This is a genomic window from Mycoplasma sp. 1573 (genome assembly GCF_053851775.1).
Window position 1 is genome coordinate 26,744 of record NZ_JBSQBG010000001.1, and the last position, 15,490, is coordinate 42,233.

The 15,490-nt window shown below is 30.8% G+C and carries 11 protein-coding genes and 2 tRNA genes; 12 read left to right on the forward strand and 1 reads right to left on the reverse strand.

The features are described 5' to 3' along the window. Positions 1-18: 18 nt before the first annotated feature. Complete coding sequence (locus ACWXVT_RS00120; protein WP_438341584.1) at positions 19-339, reverse strand: carboxymuconolactone decarboxylase family protein; 321 nt, start codon at positions 337-339, stop codon at positions 19-21. A 179-nt stretch (positions 340-518) separates the two neighbouring features. On the opposite strand from ACWXVT_RS00120, the gene proS reads away from it, so the two are divergent. From proS to gyrB, 12 genes are all read left to right on the forward strand, one after another. Next, entirely contained in the window at positions 519-1,958 is a 1,440-nt protein-coding gene (gene proS / locus ACWXVT_RS00125; RefSeq protein WP_438341583.1) for a proline--tRNA ligase, read from the forward strand. A 111-nt stretch (positions 1,959-2,069) separates the two neighbouring features. Then, positions 2,070-2,375, forward strand: a complete 306-nt coding sequence (locus ACWXVT_RS00130; RefSeq protein ID WP_438341582.1) for a thioredoxin domain-containing protein — start codon at positions 2,070-2,072, stop codon at positions 2,373-2,375. Further along, on the forward strand, positions 2,375-3,169 hold the full coding sequence (locus ACWXVT_RS00135; protein WP_438341581.1) for a Cof-type HAD-IIB family hydrolase: 795 nt from the start codon (positions 2,375-2,377) through the stop codon (positions 3,167-3,169). Before ACWXVT_RS00130 ends, ACWXVT_RS00135 begins: the two co-directional genes overlap by 1 nt. Before the next feature lie 558 nt (positions 3,170-3,727). Continuing rightward, positions 3,728-4,120, forward strand: coding sequence for a hypothetical protein (locus ACWXVT_RS00140; RefSeq protein ID WP_455967603.1), 393 nt, complete (start codon positions 3,728-3,730; stop codon positions 4,118-4,120). Between the two features lie 1,183 nt (positions 4,121-5,303). Then, a tRNA-Cys gene (locus ACWXVT_RS00145) sits at positions 5,304-5,378 on the forward strand. A 4-nt stretch (positions 5,379-5,382) separates the two neighbouring features. Beyond that, a tRNA-Arg gene (locus ACWXVT_RS00150) sits at positions 5,383-5,459 on the forward strand. 83 nt (positions 5,460-5,542) lie between these two features. Further along, complete coding sequence (locus ACWXVT_RS00155; RefSeq protein WP_455967604.1) at positions 5,543-7,822, forward strand: P68 family surface lipoprotein; 2,280 nt, start codon at positions 5,543-5,545, stop codon at positions 7,820-7,822. Positions 7,823-7,937: 115 nt separating this feature from the next. Continuing rightward, positions 7,938-9,587 carry a ribonuclease J gene (locus ACWXVT_RS00160; RefSeq protein ID WP_438341578.1) on the forward strand — a complete coding sequence of 550 codons (1,650 nt, stop codon included), beginning with the start codon at positions 7,938-7,940 and terminating at the stop codon, positions 9,585-9,587. Next, entirely contained in the window at positions 9,577-10,866 is a 1,290-nt protein-coding gene (locus ACWXVT_RS00165; RefSeq protein ID WP_438341577.1) for a hypothetical protein, read from the forward strand. Before ACWXVT_RS00160 ends, ACWXVT_RS00165 begins: the two co-directional genes overlap by 11 nt. A 3-nt stretch (positions 10,867-10,869) precedes the next feature. Next, positions 10,870-12,738, forward strand: a complete 1,869-nt coding sequence (locus ACWXVT_RS00170; protein WP_455967605.1) for a hypothetical protein — start codon at positions 10,870-10,872, stop codon at positions 12,736-12,738. Positions 12,739-12,781: 43 nt separating this feature from the next. Beyond that, positions 12,782-13,429 carry a LemA family protein gene (locus ACWXVT_RS00175; RefSeq protein WP_455967606.1) on the forward strand — a complete coding sequence of 216 codons (648 nt, stop codon included), beginning with the start codon at positions 12,782-12,784 and terminating at the stop codon, positions 13,427-13,429. Between the two features lie 116 nt (positions 13,430-13,545). Then, on the forward strand, positions 13,546-15,489 hold the full coding sequence (gene gyrB / locus ACWXVT_RS00180; RefSeq protein WP_455967607.1) for a DNA topoisomerase (ATP-hydrolyzing) subunit B: 1,944 nt from the start codon (positions 13,546-13,548) through the stop codon (positions 15,487-15,489). Position 15,490 lies beyond the last annotated feature (1 nt).

Consider the following 15,490-nt stretch of genomic DNA (forward strand, 5'->3'; position numbering starts at 1 on the left):
TGTTTGCTCGATACAAAATTATTTTTCTAACTCTTCCAAAAGTTCCATTACGTCGTTCACTACCGAACTATAAACAGGACCTCCACCGAAACCAACAGGAACCAATGCTGCATCCAAAATTTCTTCGTAATTAGCACCAGCTATATAGGCTTTTTTGATGTGTGCTTTCATGCATGGTTTACATCTTTTTGAAACTGCTACTCCAACAGCAACTAGTTCTTTAGTCTTTTCATCTAAGTAATTGGCAGAATAAAGCACTTTTGTAAGTTCACTGAATGCTTTAACAAATTCTGGTCTTTTTTCGACTAAAGTTTCATAACCACTTTTCTTTTTGTCCATAACTTCCTCCAAAAAATTACATTTATACCTAAATTTTAAAGCAAAAACACACTTTTTGAATAAAGCAATCATATTCAACCAGTATTTCAAAACTACATTTAGACTTGATTTTTGACCAATTTCTAATATAATTTAATTCAATGAACCATACAAATAATATTAAATAGAAAGTAATAAATATGGCAAAAAAAATAGACAAAATTACCCCATTAAAAGAAGATTTTTCAAAATGATATTTAGATGTTATTAAAAACGGAGATCTAATAAGTTACACTCAAGTTAGAGGTAGCATCATTTTCAAACCGCTTTCTTACGGAATTTGAGAAAACATTCAAAGAAATCTAGACAATGAATTTAAAAAACTAGGAGTACAAAATGTGTACTTTCCTTTACTTATTCCAGAAAGTTTAATCAATCGCGAAAAAGAACATGTCGAAGGTTTTAGTCCTGAATTGGCCACAGTAACTCATGTTGGAGACAAAAAATTAAGCGAAAACTATTACATCCGTCCCACTAGTGAAGTCTTATTCAATGAGTATTTCAAAAATGAAGTTGAAAGTTATAATGACTTGCCTTTAGTTTATAACCAGTGAGCTAATGTTGTGAGATGAGAAAAAACAACTAACCCTTTCTTAAGAACTACTGAATTCTTATGACAAGAAGGACACACAGTTCACAATAATGCAATTGAAGCAAGAAAATTGACTCGTACAATGCTAAAAGTTTATGCTAAGTTCTTAAAAAATTATCTTGCAATTCCGGTTATTCAAGGAAAGAAAACTCCGCGTGAAAAATTTAGTGGAGCATGTTCTACATACACAATTGAAGCAATGATGAAAGATGGTAGAGCATTACAAGCAGGAACAAGCCATTATCTTGCTCAAAACTTTACTAAAGCATTTGATATAACCTTTAAAAATAAAGAAAATAAAAGGGAACATGCTTATGGAACTAGCTGAGGAGTAACAACTAGATTATTGGGCGCATTAATAATGGCGCATGGAGATGATCATGGAATTATCATCCCACCGAAAGTGGCACCGACTCAAATTGATATTCTAGAAATTTTCGGACATAAAGATCCTGAGGTTAAAAAAATGGCAGAACAAGTTCGTTCAGTTCTTGCTAAAAGCTGAAGAGTAAAAGTAGATTCAAGTGAAAAAGGTCTTGGTTTCAAGGCTGCAAACAGTGAGATCCATGGTACTCCTTTGAGAATTGAAATCGGTTCAAACGAAGCTAAAGAAAGAAAAATGCTTCTTGTTCGTCGTGATACATTACAAAAGATTGAAGTTGCATTTGATTCTAATCTTAAGAAAACAGTTAAGACTCTTTTAGAAGATGTTCATAACAACCTTTACAACTCAGCCTACAATAGAATGATTGAAAATATTGTATTCACTGAAGACTACGAAGAATTTAAAAAACTTATTGCCGAAAACAAATGGGTAATGATGCCATTTTGTGGTTGTGAAGAAGCTGAAGCCAAAATTCAAGAAGAAACAGGAGCCACTGCACGTTGTATCCCATTTGAAGATCCTATCCCAACAAATAAAAATTGCACTTGTCCTGTTACTGGAAGCGAAACAAAACGTAATGTAATTTTTGCTAAAGCATATTAAAAGACAAAAAAAATGCAAAAGCACTCGTTTTTTTACTGAAAAATAACTTTTTTGCTTTTGTGTAATATAATTTAACATATTATTTATAACCCTAAAAAGGAGAGTAAAATTATGATCAAAAAAATCGAAAATGCTAATGATTTAGACATCAAAAACTTAAAAGGGAAAACATTCATTCTATTTTCAGCTGACTGATGTGGAATGTGTGTTATGTTAAAACCAGAAGTTCAAAAATTTGCTGAAAAACACCCAGAAGTTAATGTTCTAACAGTGGATGTTGATGAAAATAGAGACTTAGCAAGACAATGATCAATCAACTCAATTCCTGCTTACTTTGTTTTTGAAGATAACATTCAAAAATTCGGTGGAGTAGGGTATAACACAGTTGATAAATTAGAAAAAATTGCAGGATTCTAATGAATTTCCAACCAAAAGCTATATTTTTAGATCTTGACGGAACATTGGTTGATAAAAAATCAACAATTTCACAAGAGAACATAGAAACTATCAAAGAAATTAACAAGTCTGTACCTTGCTTTATTTCTACTGGTCGTGCTTTTAACGAAAACCTGTTGCAAATAACAAATACTCTTGGTTTAGACTACGGAATAGCTCAAAATGGAGCAATAATTTTCGACAAAACAGGAACAATAATTAGAAAAATTACTATCAACGATGAAAAATTCAATCAAATTATTAAGATTTTGATTGAAGATAAATTCTCGTTTATTGTAAATTCAAGTTCAACGATTTATTCAAATAACCTGTTTGCCAAAATGATTCCTGTTTTCAAAAAGAAAATATATGTTGCCACTTACAACAAAATGCCAAAACAAGATGATGTTACTAAAATTTTAGTTTTAAGCTTCTCAACAAAAAAATTGGCACTTTTGCAAAAGAAATTACTTAAATATGTTCCAAACATTAATGTCGCAATGACTGCAAACAATAAAGCGCTAGAAATAAATGATATTGAAGCCTCAAAAGGCTTTGCTGACAGCTATGTTTGTGCTTTAAAAAATATTGACCCACAAAAAGCCGTGCATTTAGGCGATAGTATGAATGATGCCAGTGCAAAACAGTATTTGGGTGCTTTGATTGCGATGAAAAATTCAAGCCCACAGCTAAAAAACCTTGCAACAGAAATCGGTGCGCACTATAAAAAAGCCGGAGTTTCTAAAATATTAAAAAAACTAATTAATGCAAAATAATAATTTTTCGAGCAAAACAAGTGTTTTTGCTCTTTTTTTTACACAATGTATTTCTTGATAAAATTAGACGAAATAAGTTAAGATAGTTCATTCAAATATCACAAAAATCGCTTTTTTTCTTTGTATTCAATGATGTTGTTCATATCAAAAGTCAAAATACAGTAATATACAAATATATAATTTAAATATGAATGATAAAAATAACAATAGAACATTATATTTTTTCAAAACTATTGACCAATGTTTGAATATTGATGAAATATGTGAATCGATTAAGGAAAAAAATATTCTAAGAGTGAAATCAGTTCAAATTTATTTTGTAGTCATTGTAAAATAGCGAGATTTACTCTTGCAACGAATGAAAACGGAACTTTATGAATTAGATCTTATCCAATTAAAACAAGTGGTAAGCACGATATTTCTTGCCCTTTTTTAAAAGAACAAAATAAAAGCGTAATTAATGCTGATAAAAATTACAAAGAAAATGAACTTTTGTCGTTTTTCTCTTCTTATATAAATAAAAATTCCAAAAGAGAAGGTAGTCATCATGATAAAGCTTTGAATGATGTTCAGAAACCTTCGGAACAACAACAAACAAGAAAACGAATTCAAATAATAACGCCAAACAATTTTGACAAAATAGAATATCACAAACTGTCGTTACTTAAAGGGAAATTTAAATGTCGTTTTATTTATAAAGATGACAGCAAGTTGTTCATAAATTTTTTAAACGAAAAGGGTATGACTGAATTTTCTGTTCTTTGAGACAGTGACATTCTAAAAAAAAGTGATGAATGACATCAAATGATTGAATGAGGAACTCGAAAAGAAATCTATTTTGAAAATAGATGTAGAATTATGCTTGAATGGTTTTACCAAGTCACAAAATCCAAATTACAAAGACAATGAAGGTTATTACAGCAGAATGCAATATCATCGACTAATCATTAAATTTAATAAAGTGAAATAAATTTATTTTAAAGTAGGATAAATTACTTATAATTAGTTATCTTTTACTCAGGAAGGCCGTGTGTTTTCAGTTAGATCTAGAGTATAGGATAAAAAGGTCGTACTTTCAAATAATAATGAAGTTTTCACTCCATCAATGATGGGGTGTTTTTCATTCAGGACAACATTGAATTTTTCATTGTTGTATCACTGGATATAATCTTTAACCAAATTTTTTCAATTAGCAAGAAGTCGTTTTATGGGTTGGTTGCGAATATAAACATTCCAATTTTAAAATAGAGAAAAAGTATTTAGTTTCTTCGCTATCTGAGACTGTTCATGCTTTTTCCATTGCGATACTTTTGCGCCATTTTTTATTGTATTAGTATATTCCGTTAGTGAATATCCATGAATGAATAACTCATTCTCCATCAAATGAATATTTCTAATATAGTTGGCAACAAGGTTAACATCATTTAAACGCTTAAGTTCAAATTAAGTACTTTTTTTATTTTTGTGATGTAATACTATTAACAAGAAAATTGATTTTGCGCAACATCTTTTATTGACGAAGATGAGTTACATTAGCAAAAATAGCATTTAATTTGTTTTTTCTAAAATTTCTTTTGACAAGATCCAAAAATTTAGTATTTGTGTTTTTAATTTCTCTTTATTTTATTTTTTGTCTAATTTTGCAGATTAAAGCACATATTTGCAGATATAATTTGTCTATTTTTCAAGATTTATTCTGTTTTGTAAATGTTTTTTTAAAGTAATGATGCAATTTTTAGTTATACACAAAAAACTATTCTAACTAAGAGTTTTTGAATATTTTTTAGTTCTTAAGAATTATTACTAGCTTTTGTCTGTTTATTTACTAGGTTTAGCAACTCTTTCTTTTTTTATGTGCAAAGCCGTTTTTAGAAAGAATATTATTTTGTATTTCAAAAGGTTCATTTTTTTACCCTATTTATTATTTAGTAACCTTTCAAACTCAAATTTTTAAAGATTAAAATTAAGTAATATACAAAATAAGGTGACAGTATGCAAAATCTAAATTTTAAATTAACCTTATTTTTAAAGTTGTGTACAACAGGTTATTGTTTGATATGAGTTTAATTTTTATCACAAAAATAAAAAAAGTATTATAATTTAATTTGCTTAATAGCATTAGAAGCTATGTGTTGCCACCATAGCCAAACGGCCAAGGCAAAGGTCTGCAACACCTCGATTACCGGTTCGAATCCGGTTGGTGGCTCCAAAATGCGCCCGTAGCTCAATTGGACAGAGTGTTTGGTTACGGCCCAAAAGGTTGCGGGTTCGACTCCTGCCGGGCGCGCCATTTCAAGAAATTGACCCTTAAAAGAGCGTTGTGCTCTTTTTTTGTTACTCTTTTAACACTCAAAACAAAGTATAATTAAATACATGCTTAAATTAAAAAAGACGAAAACGATATTATTTGCACTTGCGGCAGTTACTACACCAGTCGTGGCCTTAACATCTGCTTCATGTAACAAAACTAAGAGTGATTTTGAAATTCCTGAAAGAAATAGAGTAGTTTTAGCAACAACTTATACACCGCAAAGTGATTTAAAAAGATATAGTGCACTAGTTGATTTAGTCACTAAATATAACGAATATGTGGAAAAAACCAATAAAGAGATTAAAGAATCAAGCAATCCAAAGCAAAGTCTTTTAAAACCGGTGGAATTACAATATTTTGCTGGGTCACTAAATGACTTGTACTTGAATTTAAAATTAAAACTTAATGCCAAAGATGTCAACACTATCCCAAATGCAGTTCTCGCTTATCCTTCAACTGCTGTTCTGTTATCTAGTTACAACAAGCTTTTAGACTTAAAAAATGTTGACACTTCAGATATTAAAGATGAATTTTTAAAAGCTAATAGTAACCTAATTGGACCAAAAAATATTCAAGTGGGACTGCTTCCTTTTGGAAAAAGTAGTGAAGTAATGACAGTTGACTTACCTTTATTAGGTTACATATTAACAACACTAAACACAAAGTATGACTCTTATTTAAAGAATCTTACTCAAGAACAAAAAGTCAATTTAAAAACTAACTTGATTTCAGCTACAAATTCAGAAACCTTACAAAAAGCGATAAACCTTTGAAAATCAGATTCTATCAGTGAAAACGAAAGAAATTTAATTCAAGAGCTTTGAAAACTTGACAAAGCTAATTTTGATTTCAGTAAAGTACAAAACTTTACACTAGATGATTCGATTATTTACACATATGACAATCAAATTTCTTTTGCTAACTTCTTAGCAAATTCTTTAGAAACTAACACTAATGAGTTTTTTGTTCTTGGAGTTGACTCGGTTGTAAATTACTTGTACTTACAAATGTTCAATGTAGCAAAGGGTGATTTTAAAAATTATTATTTACAGCCAGGAATAAAGAAAGACTATCTAATTGATTATTGAAAAGTCTTGAATGATAATCAAAACGACACAAATTCTAAAGAGTTTTACTCAAGAATTAAACAAATTGTTGACTTAATTAACACAAAAAGATTTTATGTTCAAAGAGACTCATCAAGAGATTTTAACTCTTCACGTCTTCAAACAGCACACAAGGTTCTTTTTGGATCTGGTTCAACATTAGCATATAATTATGTACGCTTTGCTCAAGATCCTTTCTTCTACAAAAATCAAAATATTTCATACTGAGCTAATGGGGATTTAATCAAAGATCAAGAAACAACAAAAATGACAATTGGTTCAAAAAAATATATGTTACCGACTGACATTGACAAAAAACAAAAAGTTGTGAGTTTACTGAACTTTGACTCAAACAACAAACCTACTACTGCTTCAAAGACACAAATTTTGACTGAAAATCTTATTTCTATAAATAAATTTATGGAAAACGCAAACAATGCAAAAGTGTTATATAACTCAACAGAAGCCAAGGAATTTATCATTAATAATTTGAGCGATTTTGTTAAGTTTTATGTGTTTGACACATCAAACCCAATGACTGAAGAGCAATACAACTCAGTATACAAAACAATTGATGATATCAATACTGCTTATGCTTCTAATTTGGCAGTCAAGGACAAACTTGAAAAAATAAGCGAGCTTGAAAAAAGTCTTCCAAAGCAAGTAGATTCTTGATGATTGTTAAAAGATTTTAAGCCACAAGGAAACAAACTTTCATTAAAGAATACGTTAATCACTACACCACCACAAAAAAACAATGATGAAGACCCAAACTACAATGGGGCATATGTTCTACAGGGTCCTTCAATTGTTGCAATTGATGCTGGACAAAAAAATAATGCTTCAACTTTAGCATTTATCAATTGACTATATAGTGATGATTTTAAACAAAGCTGAAGTGACTTAAAAGAAGGTGTTGAATTAACCCCAGTCGAATATTTTGCTTATCGCGCTGGGTACTTGTTTCCGTCGAAAAATTTCATCGAACAAAGTCCAAATTTAAATACCAATGCCTTTTTGGATATTTTCATCAAGCAAGTGCAAAAAACCGAGCAAGGTGATGGTCAAGTTCCTTTCGAAGAACCAGCTGATAAAAACAGTGATAAATTCAGAGGAACGCTAAAAGGATTGTTTAATACTACTTATGCTTCACGTGATAATCAAGTGCAATTTAGTTATCAAGACTTCGTAAAGGTGCTAAAACAAACAATGGATATGGTAGAAGAGCGAGCATAACTCGCTTTTTTACTTTTAAAAATGTAATTTTTAAGTTATGGCAAGATAAAAAGTGTTATAAAATTAATAATATTAATTTACTGCAAGTTTCAAACAATAATATGAAAGGATTAATATGTCAAAGATTAACTTTTTTGCTCTTGGAGGACAAGACGAAAATGGTAAAAATTGTTATGTTTTAGAAATTGATTCCAAAATTTTTGTTATCAATGCCGGAACTAAAGTACCAATCAATTCACATAATGGAATTGATACTTTAATTGCTGATTTTGATTATTTAGAAAAACATGCCAATAAAATTGAAGGGATTTTCATTACTGATGTTCACAACGAAAGCTTTAGTGCTATTCCTTGAATGTTAATGAAAATCAAAAACGTCAAAATCTATACATCTACATTCAATAAGTTTGTTGTTTTAGACAGAATTTCAAAATACAGTATCGAACATAATGACTACGAAGTTATAGCAATTAACAAACCTTTTAACATTGGCAAAATAAAAATAACTCCACTACCTTTAGCAGGGGGATTGCCAGGAACATTAGGTTTAAATTTCAATACCGATAATCAAAACATTTTATTTATGACTAATTTCGTTATCGGTAACCTTGGCCCTTATGGGCAAACTAAATTGCAAGATATTCAGCAAAAAATTGGTTCTGATCCGATCAAAATATTAATTATGGACTCAGGAAAATCAAATCAACCAGGTAATACTATCAATAAACTTTGAGTAACTAATCAAATTGAATACAAATTTATGGAAGCAAAAGAAGACCAAAGAATCATTGTCGGACTATACGATGAAGACATGATTACCGCTAATGAAATCTTGCTTCTAGCTATCAAATACAATCGGCCAGTCATCACATACGGTAGAAATTATTCAATTTTGATTGATTTGTTGCAAAAAATGCATCCAAACATGAAAATGCCGGAAGTTATTGATTATCGCAATGCCAATAGTGTTCACAATGCTGTTATTTTAGTCACTGGAGCAATTGAAAGATTACACAATCGTTTCTTAAGAATTGCTTCAGGAAATGACGTTTACTTGACACTAAGAGGAAATGATAAAGTTATTATGATTGCTCCACCAGTTAATGGTTTAGAAGTTAATTATGCAGTTACACTGGATGAAATTGCTCGTACATGTTCAGACTTAATTGAACTAAGCTCAAGCGAATATTACTCATGTAATCCAGCTAAACAAGACATTATTGATGTTGTGAAATTCTTCCGTCCAGAATACTTTATCCCAATTCAAGGTCTATATCGTTATTTTGCATTAGCAATCAGTGAAGTAGTTAAACATGCTTTTATGAATCAGAACAATTGCATTATTTTGAATAATGGTAAAGTTGCTCAATTTGTTGATGGTAAACTATTTTCACAAAAACACACTTTAAGACATCATGGTGATGTAATAATTGATGGTTTTGGAATCGGAGATATCAGTCACGAAGTTATTAAAGAAAGAGAAACACTAGCAAGAGATGGTGTGATAGCAGTTTCAAGCTTAATTGACTACAAAACTAAACAGCCAATTGGACAATTAAATATTGCTAGTTATGGAATTATTTCCAAAGAAAATAAAGAAGAAGTTACACAATTGATTGAAAAAATGTTTAATAAAGAATTTGAAGAAGCAGAAGAAATTAATTTAAAAGATATTCAAGAAAAATTACGTCGTACAATTAGAAAAAAAATGTTTAAAGTGCTTTACAAAGAACCATTAGTGGTGGTGACTTTATATGAAATCTAGTAAATTTAATTTTTTAAAATTATCAAAAGAAAATAACACCAATAAAACCAAAAAACACTTTGGATCAAAACGATTGTGACTAATTTTAACAATTGTTTTAAGTGTCTTTTTCTTAGTTTTTTCATTCCTGCCTGTGCCAGTTATAACCACAATTCACAGTTACACAATGGGGGCATTATTTGGAGCTTTTTCGACATTCATTTACTTATTTGTTATCTTATTTGCACTAAAATCACTTTTTAAATTTGAAAGTAAATTTTCATGAAGAGCTTTTCATATTTCAATTAACAAATCTATTTTCTTGGTAATCAGTGTTGTTTTTTTGACAACCACTCTTTACACTATGAAACAAAGCTTGGGCGAAATCTCTGGAAAAATTGATGCACCACAAAACGCTTTCAAACCAATATTCAATATATGATTTTCACAATTTAGCAAAGCTTATAATGGTAATACTGCCTTACCAAATCAGTACACAATGGGAATTGTTCCAACATTCTTTTATGCAGCTTTTGCAAGCATGGGTTCAACAGTCTTGGCACTCGTTTTATCAATCGTTTTGTTGCTAACTAGCTTAGTTTTATTAATTGTTTCACCTACCGTTTTAAACCGTTTTGCTTTTTCTAAATCAAAACGTGAAAAGGCAAAGCTCGAATCACTTAAAACTACAACAACCAAATATACTCAAAATAAAGCTACACAAGCACAAATCAAAACATTTGATGATAAAAATGAAGACAATCTTGCTTTCTTGAATTTACAAGAAGACAAGCCTCAAGTTGACAATAACAAAATTGTTTACAATCAAAATCAACGCGTTTCTTATAACGAAAATATTGAAGAACTATCAGACATTAACAATGAACACCAAACTGATGAATTGATAATTCAAAACAATGAAATTCATCAAAAAAGTATACAAACACAAAGCAATATTGATTTTGATGTTGATCCGTTTGATACAAGAGAAATAAACATTGATTTTGATTCGCCAAGCGAGCAACAATTCACTGAAAATACACACGAAAACATTGAATCACATACACAAAGAGATAACGATTTTAATAACATTTTTTATCAACCAAGTCAAGAAACAGATGATCTGAGTGAATCTGAAATTACTGAAATTAGTTCTGAAGATTCAATTTCAAATAAAAATCTAGAAGATATATTTGAAGACAACAATATTCAACCATTTGAGAAAGAAGAAAAAGCATCAAGCCAGAAAACTACTAAAAAATATAGTTTGGTTGATGACGACGATTTAGGATTGGATTAATTTATGGAAAGAAGAATTGATGATAGCTTAGCAATAAACGACATTTTCATAAACCCGACAAAGACTTTTTTTGAAACTAATGAAAGCAAATTGGGCGACATTTTTGATGATTTTATCAATGAAAGAATAAAACAATTTGATCCAGAAGCTGCCAACAAGGTTACATCACTAAGAAAAGAGATATTAGACAAAAAAGTTTCAATCGAGAAGCTTTATCAACATCTAAACATTGGTGGTAAACGTTTTGGAAACATCATGATCATTTTGAGTTGTTTCATTCTGATAGGTTTTATATTTCTAGCAATGGGAATATACCGTAAAAATTGTGAAGCAATTGAATCGTTTGAAAATGAAAAACAAAAAGCATACAAAGAAGCTGATAATTTAAGAATTGAAAAAGAAGCAATTTTGTGTTCAGTTTTCAACACTTTCAGTCCAGAAGACTTAAGATCATATGCCTTTAGTAAAATAGGAATCAATAAAGTTGAAGTAACTGACTGAAGCGATCTAAAACCGGTTTTCGCAGACACAACTAACCCGGTTTTCATTCACGCAGTACAAAAATATGACATCCGGAACACATATTTTTACGACATTTTTTATCGTGTTTTAACGTATGAACCAATCGAGTATACAGGTTCGATTGTTGTTAGCTATAGAAATGGCGACAAAACTTATAGCAAAACTATTGTGGCCTATTATCAACACACTTCACCTTTTTTAAAAAGCCGTTCTTTATTCTTATACCCAAGTAATTACTTACCAGAATTAAGTTTCATTTCACAACCTCTTGAAAGTGAAAGGAAAATAAGAAAAACACTGAAAAAGAGCACAGTTTTACTGGAAAATCGTGATTTTTACCAACATTTTAATCTTGAATACAACAACGATGTTGCATTTGTAAACTTTTTCCAAATGTTAATACAACAAAGATACATAGATTGAAAAATATATAGTCAAAAATTAAATCTATTCACTCCTGATTTTGAGAAAAAACCAACTGCTTTCTTAATCAACAACTGAAACATAAATGATGCTAAATTTTATTCTGAACTTAACTACAATGCAGTTGAAAATATAAGATTTGAAGAATCAGATATTGATAGAGTTAAGAAGGCTTTATGACCATTCTTTTACACAAATATGTCAAATCTTTTGGCTTCGATAAATTTTGTTTTTCAAAATAAATATTTAGCGGCTGAAAAGTACACTAAACCAGGTCAACGTTATCAAATGGATTACAAAGATGATCAAATTGTGTCAAATCCAGTAGATACTAAATTAGATGATACTTTAATAGTTAAATCAAAAATTTACAAAGAAACTTACTTAGAAATGTATAGTAAAGAAAGATTGAGACCCATCATTTATGAAATTGATTCTCAACATAAATCTTCTGACACTTCGATTTTTAACATCATTGCAACAAGCTGATACGGAATTGAAAAAGTTGAATATGTTAGAGTTTATGACCACGATTGCGGTACTGTTAATGTTCCAGTTCCTTACACTGACTACACCATGTTTAAAGAGCCTAAAATCGTTCTATTTAACTCAAAAATACGTCTAGAAAAAGGACAAATGATTAATTCCGGACTTGTTAAAAAAACTTTTTCAAGAAATAATGCAACTAAGATAGATCAACAGCTAATTGATGATAATAGAATGTATTTCAACTATCATTTTGTGAAAAATGAAGAAAAAGCATTTACAACAACAAGATGAATCAATAATTTTAATCGTCAATTCAATAAATATAAAGATACATACAAATTAGAAATCAATGAGCATGGAATATTTGTCTTTATTGACAAGCCAGACAAATTGGAAAAAAGTGTTATCGATCAGATGGCTGCAGCAATGAAACTTTAAATTAAGATATAATTTAAAAGAGCATAAATTCTAAGGAGAAAAAATGTTATTTGATTCAAGAAATGAACAAGTGGAAGTTAAATTAAACGTTGACAACCACATTCAACCAGCTAAAGCAACTAGTGCACAAAAAGCTATGTATATCTTTTTCATTATCATATCTTTATTCATCTTCTTGATTTTTGCATACAAAAAGAAAAATTCTTTCAATACTATGCAAGTAGAAGCACAAGAAGCTAGTTCGCAAATTCAGGCTGCGCAAGCAAAAAGAAGAGCAACATTGATTAAAATGATGGATGGAGTAAAAAGCTACAGAAATCACGAAGCAGGACTACTAGAAAGAGTTACAGAATTACGTTCAAAGATCGCTGATGTTGATAAAACAAACAACTTACAAGAAAAACAAGCAATTCTAGAAAATGTTACTCGTGGACTTTCATTAACTTTCGAGCAATACCCAAATTTAAAGGCAGAAAGTCTATACTTGCAATTCAATACTGAAGTTGCTTTACAAGAAGATGAAATCTATGCAGCACGTAGAGTTTACAATATGAGAGTAAGACGTTTCAACCAAGAAATTTATGTTTTCCCTTGAATCGTTTTAGCTGAAAAAATGGGTCTACACAACCTAGCATTCTTCACAGCAACTGAAGAAGAAATTAAAGATGTAGATACTTCAAGCTTATTATAAGAATTTAAATCGCCTCTAAGGGCGGTTTTTTCTTGCTTTTTGCTAGTCATGGTGCTTCAAAATGCCTAAAATAAGGTAAAATTTTAATATATTTATATATTAAAAAAGAGGTAGCAATGGAGCAAAAAAATCATAATAATTACGATTCAAGCAGCATTGAAGTTTTAAAAGGTCTAGACCCAGTTCGTAAAAGACCGGGAATGTACATTGGAAGCATCGGTTTCAAAGGTCTTCACCACATGATTTGAGAAATTCTTGATAACTCAGTCGACGAAGCTTTGGCAGGTTTTTGTAATGAGATCACAGTTAACTTATATCCTGATAATGTAGTTGAGGTTATCGACAATGGTCGGGGAATACCGGTTGACAAACACCCAGGAACAGGACTAAGTACAGTCGAAACAGTTTTCACGGTTTTACATGCTGGTGGTAAATTTAACTCAGATGCCTATAAAGTTAGTGGGGGATTACACGGGGTAGGAGCTAGTGTTGTTAATGCCTTAAGTCAGGAATTTGAAGTATGAGTTACTAGAGATCAAAAAGTTTACTATCAAAAGTTTGCTAATGGAGGGCAAAAAGTAAATGAGTTGGCTGTTATTTCTGAAGCTCCTGAAGGAATTAGCGGAACTAGAGTTAAATTCAAACCTGATTTCACAATAATGGAAAAAAATGACTTTGACTTTTCAATCATTGCAGACCACGCAAAACAAACAGCATACCTTAACAAAGGATTAAAACTAAATATCAACGACAAAATTAAAAGTGTTGAAAAACAATTTTGTTTCGAAGGTGGAATAGTTGACTACGTGCGTGAGTTAGGGAAAGGTAAAAAAGTTATCAATCCAGAGATTGTATACGCTGAAGGAAGTTTCAAAGATCCAAGAATGGGTGAAGACGCAAAAGAAGTTAGTGTTGAAGTTGCTTTGCAATATAACGAAGGATTTTCAAATAATGTTGTTTCATATGCCAATAACATTTCAACAAATGAAGGTGGAACACATGAGCAAGGTTTTAGTGATGCTTTAGTAAGAATTTTTAATCACTGAGGTGAAGAAAATAAGCTAATCAAAGATGAAAAAAACCGTTTATCAAGAGATGATATTCGTGAAGGATTAGTGGCAATTATTTCAGTAAAACACGCAGATCCTATTTTCGAAGGTCAAACTAAGGGGAAACTAGAAAATAAAGATGCTCGTAGTGCAACTAACAAAGTTTTAAGTGAATCGCTAGAACGTTACATGTTAGAAAATCCTGCTATAGCTCGTTTGATTGTTGAAAAATGTATCAAAACTCAACAAGCTCGTTTAGCTGCTAAAGCAGCAAGTGAAGCGTCACGTAAAAAAGATGGACTTGAGTTTGGAAACCTACCAGGAAAGCTTGCTGACTGTTCAACTAAAAATGCTGAATTAACTGAACTTTACATTGTCGAAGGGAACTCTGCTGGTGGTAGTGCCAAAATGGGTCGTGACCGTTCAATTCAAGCAATTCTACCATTGCGGGGAAAAGTTATCAATGCCGAAAAGAACAATATTCAATCAGTGTTAGAAAATAAAGAAATTGGAACTTTAATTCACGCTCTTGGAACTGGAATTCGTGATGAATTCAATATTAACAAACTAAGATACCACAAAATCGTTATTATGACTGACGCCGATGTCGATGGAGCTCACATTACAACCTTATTGCTAACCTTTTTCTATCGTTATATGCGTCCTTTAATTGAATATGGTTTTGTTTACTTGGCGCAGCCACCACTATACAAAATAAGTTATGGTAAAAATGTACAATATGCTTACAATGACAAGCAAAAAGAAGAAATTTTAGCATCTATTGACAAATCAAAAGTTAACATCCAACGTTACAAAGGGTTGGGAGAAATGGATCCAGAACAATTGTGAGAAACCACAATGAATCCTGAAAATCGTCGCATGTTACAAGTACAAATCGAAGATGTAGCTGCAGCTGACACAATCTTTACCACTCTAATGGGTGAAGAAGTTGAACCACGTCGTGATTTCGTACAAGAAAATGCTAAATATGCTTCAAATATCGATTTTTAAT